At 69.3% G+C, this 14,624-nt stretch carries 13 protein-coding genes; 8 read left to right on the top strand and 5 right to left on the bottom strand.

The genetic code is table 11. The features are described 5' to 3' along the window. Window positions 1–34 precede the first annotated feature (34 nt). The gene (locus tag NX02_RS14690) at window positions 35–865 is read right to left on the bottom strand and encodes a hypothetical protein (RefSeq protein WP_025292960.1); all 831 of its coding nucleotides are present in this window, start codon (window positions 863–865) and stop codon (window positions 35–37) included. After that, the gene (locus tag NX02_RS14685) at window positions 865–1,350 is read right to left on the bottom strand and encodes a hypothetical protein (protein WP_025292959.1); all 486 of its coding nucleotides are present in this window, start codon (window positions 1,348–1,350) and stop codon (window positions 865–867) included. The genes NX02_RS14690 and NX02_RS14685 overlap by 1 nt, the downstream gene beginning before the upstream one ends. Before the next feature lie 119 nt (window positions 1,351–1,469). On the opposite strand from NX02_RS14685, the gene NX02_RS14680 reads away from it, so the two are divergent. Both NX02_RS14680 and NX02_RS14675 read left to right on the top strand, forming a co-directional pair. Beyond that, window positions 1,470–2,147, top strand: coding sequence for a hypothetical protein (locus NX02_RS14680; RefSeq protein WP_025292958.1), 678 nt, complete (start codon window positions 1,470–1,472; stop codon window positions 2,145–2,147). Between the two features lie 42 nt (window positions 2,148–2,189). Next, a complete protein-coding gene (locus NX02_RS14675) occupies window positions 2,190–2,690 on the top strand; it encodes an EF-hand domain-containing protein (protein ID WP_342671253.1) in 501 nt (166 codons plus the stop codon). Between the two features lie 28 nt (window positions 2,691–2,718). Here NX02_RS14675 and NX02_RS14670 read toward each other — a convergent pair whose 3' ends face one another. Continuing rightward, complete coding sequence (locus NX02_RS14670) at window positions 2,719–3,741, bottom strand: arginine N-succinyltransferase (protein ID WP_025292956.1); 1,023 nt, start codon at window positions 3,739–3,741, stop codon at window positions 2,719–2,721. Continuing rightward, window positions 3,738–4,946: a hydrolase gene (locus NX02_RS14665; protein ID WP_025292955.1), complete on the bottom strand. Its 1,209-nt coding sequence runs from the start codon at window positions 4,944–4,946 to the stop codon at window positions 3,738–3,740. The genes NX02_RS14670 and NX02_RS14665 overlap by 4 nt, the downstream gene beginning before the upstream one ends. A 126-nt stretch (window positions 4,947–5,072) precedes the next feature. On the opposite strand from NX02_RS14665, the gene NX02_RS14660 reads away from it, so the two are divergent. Then, window positions 5,073–7,148 carry a malate synthase G gene (locus tag NX02_RS14660; RefSeq protein ID WP_025292954.1) on the top strand — a complete coding sequence of 692 codons (2,076 nt, stop codon included), beginning with the start codon at window positions 5,073–5,075 and terminating at the stop codon, window positions 7,146–7,148. A 200-nt stretch (window positions 7,149–7,348) separates the two neighbouring features. On the opposite strand, the gene NX02_RS14655 is transcribed toward NX02_RS14660, so the two are convergent. After that, window positions 7,349–8,713: a formimidoylglutamate deiminase gene (locus NX02_RS14655; RefSeq protein ID WP_025292953.1), complete on the bottom strand. Its 1,365-nt coding sequence runs from the start codon at window positions 8,711–8,713 to the stop codon at window positions 7,349–7,351. 89 nt (window positions 8,714–8,802) lie between these two features. On the opposite strand from NX02_RS14655, the gene hutI reads away from it, so the two are divergent. The 5 genes from hutI to NX02_RS14630 are packed head-to-tail and all read left to right on the top strand — an operon-like array spanning window position 8,803 to window position 14,582. Beyond that, a complete protein-coding gene (gene hutI / locus NX02_RS14650; RefSeq protein WP_025292952.1) occupies window positions 8,803–10,005 on the top strand; it encodes an imidazolonepropionase in 1,203 nt (400 codons plus the stop codon). Next, window positions 10,002–11,528: a histidine ammonia-lyase gene (gene hutH, locus NX02_RS14645; protein ID WP_025292951.1), complete on the top strand. Its 1,527-nt coding sequence runs from the start codon at window positions 10,002–10,004 to the stop codon at window positions 11,526–11,528. The genes hutI and hutH overlap by 4 nt, the downstream gene beginning before the upstream one ends. Then, on the top strand, window positions 11,525–12,349 hold the full coding sequence (hutG, locus tag NX02_RS14640) for an N-formylglutamate deformylase (protein ID WP_025292950.1): 825 nt from the start codon (window positions 11,525–11,527) through the stop codon (window positions 12,347–12,349). Before hutH ends, hutG begins: the two co-directional genes overlap by 4 nt. Next, window positions 12,346–14,013 (top strand): urocanate hydratase, encoded by a 1,668-nt coding sequence (gene hutU / locus NX02_RS14635; RefSeq protein WP_025292949.1) that lies wholly within the window; start codon window positions 12,346–12,348, stop codon window positions 14,011–14,013. Before hutG ends, hutU begins: the two co-directional genes overlap by 4 nt. A 2-nt stretch (window positions 14,014–14,015) precedes the next feature. Then, window positions 14,016–14,582, top strand: a complete 567-nt coding sequence (locus NX02_RS14630) for a HutD/Ves family protein (protein WP_025292948.1) — start codon at window positions 14,016–14,018, stop codon at window positions 14,580–14,582. Window positions 14,583–14,624: the final 42 nt, after the last annotated feature.

Below are 14,624 nucleotides of genomic sequence, written 5' to 3'. Positions count from 1 at the left end.
CTAACCTGTTTTCGCTGAAATCCCCTTCGGTCGTTCAGCAGGTCTTCTTCCGCTCGCAGCGGCGGGTGACGCCGACATAGGCGCCGGCCTTTTCGCTGAAGCGCCATAGGGTTGCATCTTCGGCCGTGACCGGGCGCACCTTGCCATCGTCGCCGACGATGGTTCCGCTCACCGCCACCTCGAAATCCGGCCATGACGGCAGGCCCGCGGTTCGCACCTGCAGTTGCCGAAGCGTGCCGCTGCTCGCGTAGCAGGGGCGCTCCGCCCCACCGCCGTCGCAATCCGCGCCATTGTCGGTTCCTGTGTCTATGTCGCCGGCATAGGTCCAGCCGCTGGCGTCTGCCACCGCCAGGCGGAACATGCTGAAGCCCGTGATCGAGATGCCGCCGGGCTCGAACCGCCGGATCGGCAGGCCGATCAGCATGCCATTGCTCAGCGCCTGCTGGACGAAGAGCCGCCCTTCACCGACGATCGGCGGATTGCCCGCAGCACCGCTAACCGCGATGCTGCCGAAATTGATCTGCCTGCTCGTTTGCTGCCAGCGCGCGTCCCTGAACCGGTAGCTGACCTGCGCGAGCCCCAGCGTGTCGCCGGGCGCGGAAAGATGCGGGCTATCGGCGTCCGCATCCTCGCTCACCGTCGCCAGCAACGTGAAGCCGGGGGCGCCATCGACGGCGTACTCGACCGTGCGCCAAGCGCTGATGTTCTGCCCTTCGATGGTGCAGCCCTCGGCATCCGCATCGGGCACGCCGCACAGCGCCCGCATCGCTTCCGCCGGGGACGGCGGCTGCGGCGACTTCGCCATGGCGGGCGCTGCGGCGCCGGCGAGCAGCGCCAGAAGACCGGCAAGGAGGCGCGTGCGCATCAGTTCACCGAATCGATATACTGCTTCCAGGCGGCGCTCCAGCGCTGCCGGAGTTCGGGCGGAACGGCCTGCACGCTGCACGTCACCGCACCACCATCGCCATTGCCCGGATCGCACGCCCATATCTTGCGGTCGAGCTTGCCGACGTCGGTCGCGACGATGCTGACGATGCGGCCATGATCGATCGCCAGGAACAGGTCCGGCCAGATCGAGTCGCCATCCGGATTGGAAAACCAGGCACAGGTCCGCTCGAACGGCAGGCGCTCCTGCTTGCCGCAGGCGTTCGCGCCCTTCGGAAACAGCCGCCGCAGCGCCGCATTGCCGCGTGAACTGCTGACGTCGAGATCGGCGGCGGAGAGCGCCGCGATGGTGTCGATGCCCAGCGTTTCGGGTGCAGCGGCAGCCGCGGAAACGGCGAGCGACGCGCCGGCCGCGGTGACCGCGATCATGATTCGGCGCAGCCAGATGGAGATCTTTGTCTTCATGGCCTCTGCCTAACCCATTCATCTGAAAAGGATTGTGATGCAGCGCACAACCTTGTGCAATTCGTCGCATTCGGGGCAATGGGTTGCGGCGAGGGCATCGGCACGGCATCCGCAGCACCATGGATTTTCAGGACATTCTCGCCGCCGATGCCGACCGCGCGATCATGCTCGCGCATGTGCCGGTCGCCCATCGGGCGGCCATCGCTGCGCTCTGGCGGCTCGATTTGCGCGGCGCGGAGATCGTGCGGTCGACAACCGAATCGATGATCGGGCGGATGCGGCTGACCTGGTGGTATGAGGCGCTGGGAAAGCTCGACGGGGCGCAGCCACCGGCCGAGCCGCTGCTCGAGGAGGTCGCCACGGCGCTGGTCGCGTCGGGCGTCAGCGGCGCGGCGCTGGGCGAGGCGATGATCGGATGGGAAGCGCTGCTCGATCCGCTGCCGCTCGACGAGGCGGCGCTCGGCGCCTTCGCCGCCGAGCGCGGCGCGGGGCTCTTCCGCCTTGCCGCCGGGGTGCTCGGCGACGGCACCGATGCGGTCGCCGCCGCGGGGCAGGGCTGGGCGTTGGTCGATGCCGCGCGCCACCTTTCCGACGCCGAGACGCGCGCGCGCGCGCTCGCCATGGCGCAGCCCGCCCTCGCGGAGGCTCTCGCCGCGCGCTGGCCGCGGCCGTTGAGGCCGCTCGGGCTGCTTGCGCGCTTCGCCGAGGATGATCGCCGCGCCGGCGGCAGCGCGGCCGCCCCAGGCTCGCCGCGCCGGATGCTGCGTGCAATCGGCTTCCGGCTGGCGGGGCGCTGAACGCCGCGATAGGTTGGCGCCCGCCGCTGTTGCTGGAGGGTGATGATGGGTCGAATGATTGCCGGGGCTGCCGCAATGCTGCTGATGATGGTGGCAGGCATCTTCGCCTGGGAAAGCATCATGGGCCGCAGCGATCCGATCCCGCCGGCTCCGGCGATGGCAGCGGCGGTCGCGACGCCCGCGGCGGCAGCCGAACCGAGCGAAGCGGTCCTGCCCGAGGCGACCGCGAAGACGCGTGAGGAGCGCCGTTTCGGCCGCTACGACAAGGACAAGGATGGCGCCATTACGCGTGACGAGTATCTTGTCGCGCGCCGCAAGGCCTTCGCCAAGCTCGACCGCAACGGCAACGGCGTGCTCGATTTCGACGAGTATGCGGTGAAGACGATCGAGCGCTTCGCCACCGCCGACGCCGACGCATCGGGCAGCATGAACCCCGCCGAGTTCGCGACCACCGCGGTCAAGCGCAAGCCGAGGCCCGCCCCCGCGAACTGCCCGCCGGCGGCGGCGCGCGGGGCGGACGACGAGGAGGCCGCGGCGGGCTGAACCGCGCGCGCGAAGGAATGGCGGCGGATCAGCGCGGAATCGTCACCACGGCATCGCCGACCGCCAGCCCCATCGCGCTCGCCGCCGCCGGATCGATCGCGATGCCGCCATCCTCGGCCCGCACCTGCGCATAGGCGGCGACGAAGTCCTTCAGCCGCCCGCGCGCGACCAGCAATTTCTCCCCCTCATCCTCGCCGAGATCGGCGATCCGCGTGATAGGGGTCTCCCTGGCCTCGGCAACCGAGCGGATGCGGTCGGTGAAGGCGGTCATCGACGGGCCGCCGTCGAAGATGTCGATATAATGATCGTGGTGAAAACCCTCCGCCTCCAGCATGCGCATCGCCGCGCGGCCGCTGGGGTGGGGGAGGCCGATCACCGCGCGCGCCGTTTCCGGCAGCATCGCGGTGTAGACGGGATGCTTGGGCATCAGATTGGCGAGCACGCCGGTGCCGTGGATGGCGTTGAAGGCGTCGGCATCCTGGAAGTTCATGCCGAAGAATTTGCCGGCGATGCCATCCCAGAAGGGCGAGCCGCCGGCATCGTCGATCACGCCGCGCAGTTCGGCGAGCACGCGGTTGGCGAACCGGGCGCGATGCTGGCGGATGAAGAGGTAGCGGCTGCGCGCGAGCAGCATGCCGAGGCCGCCCGCGCGCTCATGCGGATGGAGGAACAGCCCGCCGACCTCGCTCGACCCTTCGAGGTCGGTGACGATGCTCAGCATGTCGGCGCGGAAGGTTCGGCCGAGTTCGGGCGCATGTTGGGTAAGCGCGCCGATGCGGTAGGAATAGAAGGGGGATTTCTCGCCGACCTTGCTCAGCAACTGGCAGGTGCCGCGGATCTGGCCGGTCGCGACATTTTCCAGCACGAGGATGAAGAGGTCGTCGGCCAGCTGGTCGTCATCGCGCGCGAAGCCCGCCTCGGAGCGTTCGAGCTTGGTTTTCAGCGCCGGCTTGTCGGCGGGCAGGTTGGTAAAGCCGCCGCCGGTGAGCTTGGCCATCTCATAGAGCGACTGGAGATCACGCGGCGCGGCGGGACGAATGCGGAAGGTCATGGAGCACCCTGACCGGCGAGCCGCAGCATCGTCAAGGCCGAGAGCATGGCGCGTTCGGGGAGCGAATCGACCAGCAGATATTCGTCCGCCGAATGGATCGCGCCGCCGCGCGCGCCCATCGTATCGACGACCGGCACGCCGCAGGCCGCGATATTGTTGCCGTCGCATACCCCGCCGGTCGGGCGCCAGGCGATGTCGAGGCCGAGGTCGGCGCCGCATCGCCTGACCAGCCCGAAGAGCCGCTCGGCGCCGGGATCGAGCGGCTTGGGCGGGCGGCCGAAACCGCCATGCGCATGGATGGTGACGCCATGCGCGGCAGCGACCGCGGCGACGCTCCCGGCGATCAGCGCGCGGGCGCGGGCCTCGTCGTCGGGCGTCGCCGGGCGGAAGTTGACGCGCAGCACGGCATGGTCGGGCACGACGTTGTTGGGGCCGCCGCCATCGACCTTGGCGGGGTTGACCGACAAGGTCGGCGTGCGTGCCGCCGCCAGCCGCAGCGCGAGATCCGCCGCGGCGAGCACGGCGTTGCGGCCATCATCGGGATTGCGGCCGGCATGGGCGCTCAATCCCTTGACTATGAAGGAATAATTGCCGCTGCCCGAGCGCGCGCCGGCGAGCGTGCCGTCCGGCATCGCCGGCTCATAGGTGAGCGCCGCGACCTTGCCCTTCGCGAGCCGCGCCAGCAACGCGGCCGAGCCGGGCGAGCCGACCTCTTCATCGCTGTTGATGACGACGTCATAGCCGAAGCGCGCCATGCCGGGCGCCGTCTCGATCGCCTTGAGCGCGGCGAGCATGATCGCCAGGCCGCCCTTCATGTCGGCGACGCCGGGGCCGCCGAGCACGCCGGGTTCGCGCCACGCAAGCGCCTGGAACGGGTGATCGACGCCGAACACGGTATCCATATGGCCGGTCAGCAGGATGCGCGCGGGCGCATCCGGCCGGACCTTGACGATCAGGTTCCGGCCATGCGCCACCTCACGCACGCGTCCATCGGGCTCGACCACCTCGACCGGCGCGGCGTCCGCCAGCGTCACGTCGCCGGGCAGCGCCGCGAAGGCGTCGGCGAGCAGGGCCGCGGTCGCCGCCAGCCCGTCGAGGTTGCGCGAGCCGCTGTTGACGGACGCCCAGGCTTCGACCTGCGCGAGCATCGGTTGCGCGGCTGCCGTGTCGATCACGGCGCGTTCGGTTGCGGCAAGTGCAGTCATCGCGTCACCCTAAAGCATTCCAATGGCGGCCGTCACCGCCTGCTGGGACGTTGCATCGTCGGGAGCGCTCGGGCATAGGCGCGAGACCTCGCTTCCCCTCCCCAGGAAAGTGCAGGAGCCATGAGAATGACCGACTTCGTCGCGCGCAACGGCCTGAGCATCGACCGCAGGCTGTTCGATTTCGTCAACGCCGAGGCGTTGCCGGGAACCGGCGTCGATGCCGACGCCTTCTGGGCGGGCTTCGCGCAATTGCTCGCGACCTTCGTGCCGGACAATCGCGCATTGCTGGCGACGCGTGACAGCATGCAGGGCGAGATCGATGCATGGCACGCCGCGCGGCGCGGCCAGCCGATCGATCTCGCGGAATATCAGGCGTTCCTGCGTGGGATCGGCTATCTGGTGGCGGAGCCGGTGCCCTTCGCGGTGACCACGACCGATGTCGATGCGGAGATCGCGACGATGGCGGGGCCGCAACTCGTCGTCCCCAGCCTCAACGGGCGGTTCGTGCTCAACGCCGCCAATGCGCGCTGGGGCAGCCTCTACGATGCGCTCTATGGGACCGATGCGCTGCCGGGCAGTGCGAAGCCGGGAGGCTATGATGCGGAACGCGGCGCCGCGGTGATCGCGGCGGCGCGGATCTTCCTCGACCAGGCGATTCCCGGCTGGGACGCGCGCGCGCATTTCGTCGGCTATCGCGGCGATGCCGATGCGCCCACCGCCCTGCTGTTCAGGAACAACGGCCTCCACATCGAACTCGTCATCGATCGCGACCATCCGATCGGCCGCACCGATCCGCTCGGCATCGCCGACGTCATCCTCGAATCGGCGCTGACGACGATCGTCGATCTCGAGGATTCGGTCGCGGCAGTCGACGCCGAGGACAAGGTGGCGGCCTATGCCAACTGGCTGGGGCTGATGCGCGGCGACCTGACCGCGCGCTTCGCCAAGGGCGGCAGGACGCAGACCCGCGAACTGGAGAGCGACCGCGAATGGACCGCGCCCGACGGTAGCCGCTTCACCGTGCCCGGTCGCAGCCTGCTGTTCGTGCGCAATGTCGGCCATCTGATGACCAACCCGGCGGTCGTGCTGCCCGATGGCGGCGAGGCGCCCGAAGGGCTGCTCGACGCGGTGTTCACGTCGCTGATCGGGCTGCACGACATCAAGGGGCTCGGGCGCTTCCGCAACAGCCGCGCGGGCTCCATCTACATCGTCAAGCCGAAGATGCACGGGCCGGACGAAGCGGCGTTCACCAACCGGCTGTTCGATGCGGTCGAGGATCTGCTGGGGCTGGCGCGCCACACCATCAAGGTCGGCGTGATGGACGAGGAACGGCGGACCTCCGCCAACCTCGCCGCCTGCATCCATGCGGTGAAGGACCGCATCGTCTTCATCAACACCGGCTTCCTCGATCGCACCGGCGACGAACTGCACACCTCGATGCAGGCCGGTGCGATGGTCCGCAAGGCGGAGATGAAGGCGAGCGCGTGGATCGGTGCCTATGAGGCGCGCAACGTCCAGATCGGGCTGGCCTGCGGGCTTTCGGGCAAGGCGCAGATTGGCAAGGGCATGTGGGCCGCGCCCGATCGCATGGCGGAGATGATGGCGCAGAAGATCGGCCATCCCCGTTCCGGGGCGAACACCGCCTGGGTGCCGAGCCCGACCGCGGCGACCTTGCATGCGATGCACTATCATCAGGTCGACGTGTTCGCGCGGCAGCAGGAACTCGCCGCCGAACCGACGCCGGGGCTGGAACCGCTGCTGACCGTGCCGCTGGCGCATGGCCAGAACTGGTCGGAGGAAGAGGTCGCCCGCGAGTTGGACAATAATGCGCAGGGCATTCTCGGCTATGTCGTGCGCTGGGTCGATCAGGGCGTCGGCTGCTCCAAGGTGCCGGACATCAACGATGTCGGGCTGATGGAGGATCGTGCGACGCTGCGGATTTCCTCACAGCATATGGCCAACTGGCTGCTGCACGGGGTGTGCAGCGAGGCGCAGGTCGAGGCGGCGCTGCTCAGGATGGCGGCCAAGGTGGACGCGCAGAACGAGGGCGACCCGCTGTATCGGCCGATGGCGGCGGATCCCGAGGCAAGCCTGGCGTTTCAGGCGGCACGGGCGCTGGTGTTCGAGGGCGTCGAGCAACCGAATGGCTATACCGAGCCGTTGCTGCATGCGTTCCGGCAGAAGGTGAAGGCTGCGGCGTAGCGAGTTCCCCTCCCGCTTGCGGGAAGGGCTAGGGGAGGGCGTGTCCGGGCGCCCTCTTTTCCACCGTTCGTCCCGAGCGAAGTCGAGGGACGAGTCGCGCGAAAATGCTGTCCGATGGGGAGGGCGGGGGCCGATTTTCGGCATCCGTTATGTGACTTGTCCCTCGCCTTCGCTCGGGACGAACGGAGGAGGGGGAGCCATTACCCCAGCACCTTGGCCAGCACCCCACGATAACGCTCCGCCACCGCTTCGCGCCGTATATGACGGCCACCCCTCACGACAGGCACCCCGCGCCGCCACACACCGTCGATCGCCGTCCGCCCGGCGGCAAACACCAGCCCGTCGAGTATCGCGTCGCCACGCCGCCCGGCGAGCGACACATGGTGCATGTCCAGCGTCAGGAAATCGGCGGCATTCCCCGCGGCAAGCCCGGCCGCGGCGCCAAGCGCCCGCGCACCGCCGTCCAGCGCGCCTTGCCACAGCGCGGCGCCCGACGATCGCCCGGCGTCGCGCGCGATCAGGTTGCGGCCGCGCGCCGCCAGCCGCTGGCCATATTCGAGCAGCCGCAGTTCCTCGGTGCCGTCGATCAGCACGTTCGAATCGGAACCCACGCCATAGCGGCCGCCGGCGGCGAGGAAGGGTTCGGCGGGGAAGATGCCGTCGCCGAGATTGGCTTCGGTGATCGGGCAGAGGCCGGCGACGGCGCCGCTTCGGGCCATTGCCGCCGCCTCGGCGTCGGTCATGTGCGTCGCGTGGACGAGGCACCAGCGCCGATCGACCGGGGCGTGATCGAGCAGCCACTGCACCGGCCGCGCGCCGGACCAGGCCAGGCAGGCGTCGACCTCACGGGTCTGTTCGGCGATGTGGATATGGATCGGGCCGGTGCCGGCGAGTGTCGCGACGGGGCCGAGTTCTTCGGGCGTAACCGCGCGCAGGCTGTGGGGCGCGACGCCGAGCACCGCATCGGGCAGCGACGAGAGGGCGGCGCGGGCGCCGTCGAGCAATGTCGCGAAACCATCGACATCGTTGATGAACCGCCGCTGGCCGTGGCCGGGCGCGGCACCGCCGAAATCGGCATGCGCGTAGAAGACGGGCAGATGGGTGAGGGCGATGCCGCTCTCGTCCGCCGCCGCGGCGATCGCCGCGCTCATCGCCGCGCGGTCGGCGAAGGCGGTGCCGTCGCGATCATGGTGGAGATAGTGGAACTCGCCGACGCGGGTGAAGCCGCCTTCCAGCATCTCGACATAGGCCATCGCCGCGATCGCGGTGAGGTCGTCCGGATCGATGCGGTCGACGAAGCGATACATGATCTCGCGCCACGTCCAGAAGCTGTCGTCCGCCGGCCCGCGCACCTCGGCGAGCCCGGCCATGCCGCGCTGGAACGCATGGCTGTGAAGGTTGGGCAGGCCGGGCAGCGCGACGGCGTGGCGTTCGTCCGCAGCCGTTGGCGCGGCGCCGATCTCGGTCGCCGCAATCAGCCCTTCGACCACGGATAAGCGGACATTTTCCGCCCATCCCGTAGCGAGCAGGGCCTCGGCAAAGTGGAAGCTGCGCGGCGCGGTCATCGGCTGTTTCGATCCTGTTTGGTGCATTTATGTCTATACATTTGATGGCGGCTGACGCAATAAGGCGCCGCGAGATTCAGGGGGTGGCGATGCGGTGTGACAGGCTGTGGACGGAGGCGCGACTGGCGACGCTGGCCGATGCTGCCGGCCTCGGCATCGTCGAGAAGGGCGTGGTGGCGAGCCGCGATGGGCGCATCCTCTATGCCGGCCCGGCGGCGGATGCGCCGCGCTTCGAGGCGGTGGAAACGATCGCCTGCGACGGCCGCTGGATCACGCCGGGGCTGATCGATTGCCACACCCACCTCGTCTATGGCGGCGACCGCGCGCATGAGTTCGAATTGCGGCTGGCGGGCGCCTCCTATGAGGAGATCGCGCGCGCCGGCGGAGGCATCGCCTCGACCATGGCGGCGACCCGCGGGGCCGCCGAGGACGACCTCGTCGCGACGGCGCTGCCGCGGCTCGATGCGCTGATCGCCGAGGGCGCGACGACCGTCGAGGTGAAGTCGGGCTATGGTCTCTCTCTGGACAGCGAACTCACGATGCTGCGCGCCGCGCGCCGGCTGGGCGTGGCGCGGCCGGTGCGGATCGAGACGACCTTGCTGGGCGCGCACGCGCTGCCGCCCGAATATCGCGACAATGCCGATGGCTATGTCGATCTGGTCTGCGAGCAGATGATCCCGGCCGCCGCCGAAGCGGGGCTTGCGGATGCGGTCGACGCCTTCTGCGAGGGCATCGGCTTTTCGCCCGCGCAGACCGAGCGGGTGCTGGCGGCGGCGGTCGCCGCCGGACTGCCAGTAAAGCTTCACGCCGAGCAGCTTTCCAACCTGCATGGCGCGGCGCTCGCGGCCCGCCACGGCGCGCTTTCCGCCGACCATCTCGAATATCTCGATGCGGATGGCATCGCGGCGATGGCGACGTCGGGCACGGTCGCGAGCCTGCTGCCCGGCGCCTATTATTTCGTGCGCGAGACCAGGCTGCCGCCGATCGACGCGCTGCGCGCCGCCGGCGTGCCGATCGCGCTCGCGACCGACAGCAACCCCGGCACCTCGCCGCTGACCTCGTTGCTGCTGGTGCTCAACATGGGCGCCACATTGTTCCGCCTGACCGTCGACGAATGCCTTGCCGGTATCACCCGCAACGCCGCCAAGGCGCTGGGGCTGGGCGACGAGATCGGCACGCTCGAGGCCGGCAAGAGCTGCGACCTCGCGATCTGGACCGTCGAGCGGCCGGCGGAACTGGTTTACCGAATGGGGTTCAACCCCCTCCATCAGCGTATCTGGAAGGGCCTGTGACGATCATCCTCGATCCCGGCAACGTGGCGCTCGCCGACTGGCGCGCCATCTATCGCGGCGCGCCGGCGTCGCTCGATCGCGCCTGCGCGCCGCGCATCGCGGAGAGCGCGGCGGCGGTTGGCCGCATCCTCGCCAAGGGCAAGCCGGTCTACGGCATCAACACCGGTTTCGGAAAACTGGCCAGCGTCCGCATCGGCGACGAGGATCTGGCGACGCTCCAGCGCAACATCGTGCTCAGCCATGCCGCGGGCACCGGCGATGCCTCGCCGGTGTCGGTCGTGCGGCTGATGATGGCGCTCAAGCTGGCGAGCCTTGGGCAGGGCGCCTCGGGCGTGCGGCCGGAGACGGTGGCGCTGCTGGAGGCGATGCTGGTGCAGGGCCTGACCCCCGAGATCCCGTCGCAGGGCTCGGTCGGCGCGTCGGGCGATCTCGCGCCGCTGTCGCACATGGCGGCGGCGATGATCGGCACCGGCTGGATCCACACCGCCGCCGGCCGGCTGCCCGCGGTCGAGGCACTGGCCGCCGCCGGCCTCGCGCCGCTGGAGCTTGGTCCCAAGGAAGGGCTGGCGCTGCTCAACGGCACGCAATTCTCCACCGCGAACGCGCTGGCCGGGCTGTTCGAGGCGGAGTTGCTGTTCCAGTCGGCGCTCGTCACCGGCGCGCTGTCGACCGAGGCGGCGAGGGGATCGGACACGCCGTTCGATCCGCGCATCCATGCGCTGCGCCGCCATCGCGGCCAGATCGAGGTCGCCGACGCGCTGCGCACCCTGATGGCGGGCTCGGCGATCCGCGCCTCGCATCTGGAGAATGATGCGCGCGTGCAGGATCCCTATTGCCTGCGCTGCCAGCCGCAGGTGATGGGCGCCGCGCTCGACGTGCTGCGCCAGGCCGCGACCACGCTGGGCACCGAGGCCAACGGCGTTTCGGACAATCCGCTGATCTTCCCCGAGGCCGATGAAGCGCTCTCGGGCGGCAATTTCCACGCAGAGCCGACCGCCTTCGCCGCCGACATGATCGCGCTCGCGATCTGCGAGATCGGTTCGATCACCGAGCGGCGGATCGCGATGCTGGTCGATCCGGCCTTGTCCGGGCTGCCGGCCTTCCTGACGCCGAAGCCGGGGCTCAATTCGGGCTTCATGATCCCGCAGGTGACCGCCGCGGCGCTGGTATCCGAGAACAAGCAGAACGCCTATCCGGCGAGCGTCGATTCGATCCCGACCTCCGCCAATCAGGAAGATCATGTCTCGATGGCGGCGCATGGTGCGCGCCGGCTGCTCGGCATGGCGCGCAATGCGCGCGCGGTGGTGGGCATCGAACTGCTCGCCGCCGCACAGGGCGTCGATTTCCACGCGCCGCTGACGTCGAGCGGCGCGCTCGAAACCGTCCGCGCCACGGTGCGCGGGCAGGTGCCGATGCTGGTGGACGATCGCCATTTCCATCCCGACATGGAAGCGGCGAACCTGCTCGTCGGAACCGGCGCGATCGCGGAAGCCGCGGGGCTCGCGCTGCCGGGGGTGATATGACCGGCTTCGTCGAGGTGCATCGGGGGGAGGCGCCGCTGGTGATATCCTTCCCGCATACCGGCACGGATGTTCCGGCGGAGATCGAGGGCCAGTTCGTCTCGCCCTGGCTGGCGCGGCGCGATGCCGACTGGTGGATCGACCGGCTCTACGGCTTCGCGCGCACGCTCGGCGCGACGACGGTGCGCACGCGCATCTCGCGCAGTGTAATCGACGTCAATCGCGATCCGTCCGGCGCGTCGCTCTATCCGGGGCAGGCGACCACCGAACTCTGCCCGACGACGACGTTCGATGGCGAGCCGCTCTATGCCGGCGCTGCGCCCGACGAGATCGAGGTCGGGCGGCGGCGGATGCTGTGGTTCCAGCCCTATCATGATGTGCTGGCCGGCGAGATCGCGCGGCTGCGCGGCGCCCACCGCAGGATCGTCCTCTATGATGCGCATTCGATCCGCAGCCATGTCCCGCGGCTGTTCGACGGCGAGCTGCCGCAGTTCAATATCGGCACCAACGATGGCACCACCTGCGATCCGGCATTGCGCGACGCGGTGACCGCGACCTGCGCGGCAAGCCCCTACAGCCATGTCGTCGACGGCCGCTTCCGCGGCGGCTGGACGACGCGGCATTATGGCCAGCCGCGAGACGGCGTCCATGCCATCCAGATGGAGCTGGCGATCCGCGGCTACATGGCCGAGCCGGACGCGCCGACGCTCCAGAACTGGCCGACCGCCTGGAATGCGGAGGTGGCGGCGCCGCTTACCGCGATCCTTCGCGACATTCTCCGGAACTGCCTCGATTTTGCCCGTTCGACGAAAGGATCCCTGTGACTCGCCTCGACAACAGCCGCGTCATCCGCCCGGCCACCGGCACCGAATTGTCGGCGCGCAGCTGGCTGACCGAGGCGCCGCTTCGGATGCTGATGAACAATCTCCACCCCGATGTCGCCGAGCGGCCGGAGGAACTCGTCGTTTATGGCGGCATCGGCCGCGCCGCGCGCGACTGGGAAAGCTATGACCGCATCGTCGAGACGCTGCGCCGGCTGGAGGATGACCAGACCTTGCTCGTCCAGTCGGGCAAGCCGGTGGGCGTGTTCCGCACCCATGCCGACGCGCCGCGCGTGCTGATCGCCAATTCCAACCTCGTGCCGCGATGGGCGAGCTGGGAGCATTTCAACGAGCTCGATCGCAAGGGGCTGGCGATGTACGGCCAGATGACCGCGGGCTCGTGGATCTATATCGGCACGCAGGGGATCGTCCAGGGCACCTATGAGACCTTCGTCGAGATGGGGCGCCAGCATTATGACGGCGACCTGACCGGCCGCTGGCTGCTGACCGCCGGCCTTGGCGGCATGGGCGGCGCGCAGCCGCTGGCGGCGGTGATGGCGGGGGCATCGTGCATCGCGATCGAATGCCAGCGCTCGCGCATCGAGATGCGGCTGCGGACAGGCTATCTCGACAAGGCGGCCGAGACGATCGACGAGGCGCTGGCAATCGTCGAGGAGGCGAAGCTTGCCGGCAAGCCGGTGTCCGTGGGCCTGCTCGGCAATGCCGCCGAACTGCTGCCCGAGATGTTCAGCCGCGGCATCCGGCCGGACCTGCTGACCGACCAGACCTCCGCGCATGATCCGGTCAACGGCTATCTGCCGGCGGGCTGGACGGTGGCCGAATGGGTCGAGCGGCGCGAGCGTGAGCCGCAGGCGGTGGCTGCCGCGGCCAAGGCCTCGATGGCGGTGCATGTCCAGGCGATGCTCGATTTCCAGGCGGCGGGCGTGCCCACGGTCGACTATGGCAACAATATCCGCCAGGTCGCGAAGGATGAGGGCGTCGCGAACGCGTTCGACTTCCCGGGTTTCGTCCCCGCCTATATCCGGCCTTTGTTCTGCCGCGGCGTCGGGCCGTTCCGCTGGGCGGCGCTGTCGGGCGATCCCGAGGATATCTATCGCACCGACGAGAAGGTGAAGGCATTGCTGCCGGACGATGCGCATCTTCATCGCTGGCTCGACATGGCGCGCGAGCGCATCCATTTTCAGGGGCTGCCGGCGCGGATCTGCTGGGTCGGTCTGGGTGACCGTCACCGGCTTGGTCTGGCGTTCAACGAGATGGTGGCGAAGGGCGAACTCACGGCGCCGGTGGTGATCGGCCGCGACCATCTTGATTCCGGTTCGGTCGCCAGCCCCAACCGCGAGACCGAGGCGATGAAGGACGGCAGCGATGCGGTGTCGGACTGGCCGCTGCTCAACGCGCTGCTCAACACCGCCTCGGGCGCGACCTGGGTGTCGCTGCACCATGGCGGCGGCGTCGGCATGGGCTATTCGCAGCACAGCGGCATGGTGATCGTCGCCGATGGCACAGAGGCCGCGGCGAAGCGGCTGGAGCGGGTTTTGTGGAACGACCCGGCGACCGGCGTGATGCGTCACGCCGATGCGGGCTATGACATCGCGATCGATTGCGCGCGCGACAAGGGCCTCGACCTGCCGGGCATCCTCGGCTGAGCATGGTTCGGCTGCTCCCCGCCGCCGATCGCGTTGCAAAGCCATGGAAGAATGGCGGGGGCACGACGAGCGATCTGCTCTTCTTTCCGCCCGACGCGGGGATGGAAGATTTCGGCTGGCGGTTGAGCATCGCCGACGTGGCGGCGGCGGGGCCTTTCTCCGCCTTTGCTGATGTCGACCGCTCGCTTTCCGTACTCGAGGGGGATCTCGAACTGGCCGTCGCCGGAGACGCACCGGTTCGGCTGACCCCCGAGGCCGGCGCGTTCTCCTTTGCGGGGGATGCGCCGGCGCATGGCCGGCCGGTGGGCGGCGCGGTGCGCGATCTCAACCTGATGGTCCGCCGCGGCGCGTGGCGGGGCAGGGTGGATCGGGTGACCGATTTCCCGGCGGCGATCGCGGCAGGCGATGCCGCGGCGCTGGTGGTGCTGGCGACCGGCGAGACGACGGTGGACGCCGGGGGTGCCGCCTACGCGATGGCGCCGCTCGATGCGTTGCTGGTCGAGCGGCCAGAGGCGATCCTGATCGCGGCTGTCGCGGCAGTGCATATCATCAGGATCTGGCCGGGCTGATATCGCCACCCGACGGTCCCCGGCTTTCGCCGGGGACCGATG

The organism is Sphingomonas sanxanigenens DSM 19645 = NX02 (assembly GCF_000512205.2).
Classification (GTDB): Bacteria; Pseudomonadota; Alphaproteobacteria; order Sphingomonadales; family Sphingomonadaceae; genus Sphingomonas_D; species Sphingomonas_D sanxanigenens.
Note: the sequence above shows the minus strand (reverse complement) of the source record. Positions and strands in the feature narration are given on the sequence as shown.

What these genes read in the sequence shown, in the direction of transcription:
- NX02_RS14685 (WP_025292959.1), bottom strand. Translation starts at nt 1,350, where the DNA reads ATGAAGACAAAGATCTCCATCTGGCTGCGCCGAATCATGATCGCGGTC.
- NX02_RS14670 (WP_025292956.1), bottom strand. Translation starts at nt 3,741, where the DNA reads ATGACCTTCCGCATTCGTCCCGCCGCGCCGCGTGATCTCCAGTCGCTC.
- NX02_RS14655 (WP_025292953.1), bottom strand. Translation starts at nt 8,713, where the DNA reads ATGACCGCGCCGCGCAGCTTCCACTTTGCCGAGGCCCTGCTCGCTACG.
- NX02_RS14675 (WP_342671253.1), top strand. Translation starts at nt 2,190, where the DNA reads ATGATGGGTCGAATGATTGCCGGGGCTGCCGCAATGCTGCTGATGATG.
- NX02_RS14680 (WP_025292958.1), top strand. Translation starts at nt 1,470, where the DNA reads ATGGATTTTCAGGACATTCTCGCCGCCGATGCCGACCGCGCGATCATG.
- NX02_RS14660 (WP_025292954.1), top strand. Translation starts at nt 5,073, where the DNA reads ATGACCGACTTCGTCGCGCGCAACGGCCTGAGCATCGACCGCAGGCTG.
- NX02_RS14690 (WP_025292960.1), bottom strand. Translation starts at nt 865, where the DNA reads ATGCGCACGCGCCTCCTTGCCGGTCTTCTGGCGCTGCTCGCCGGCGCC.
- NX02_RS14630 (WP_025292948.1), top strand. Translation starts at nt 14,016, where the DNA reads ATGGTTCGGCTGCTCCCCGCCGCCGATCGCGTTGCAAAGCCATGGAAG.
- NX02_RS14665 (WP_025292955.1), bottom strand. Translation starts at nt 4,946, where the DNA reads ATGACTGCACTTGCCGCAACCGAACGCGCCGTGATCGACACGGCAGCC.
- hutI (WP_025292952.1), top strand. Translation starts at nt 8,803, where the DNA reads ATGCGGTGTGACAGGCTGTGGACGGAGGCGCGACTGGCGACGCTGGCC.
- hutG (WP_025292950.1), top strand. Translation starts at nt 11,525, where the DNA reads ATGACCGGCTTCGTCGAGGTGCATCGGGGGGAGGCGCCGCTGGTGATA.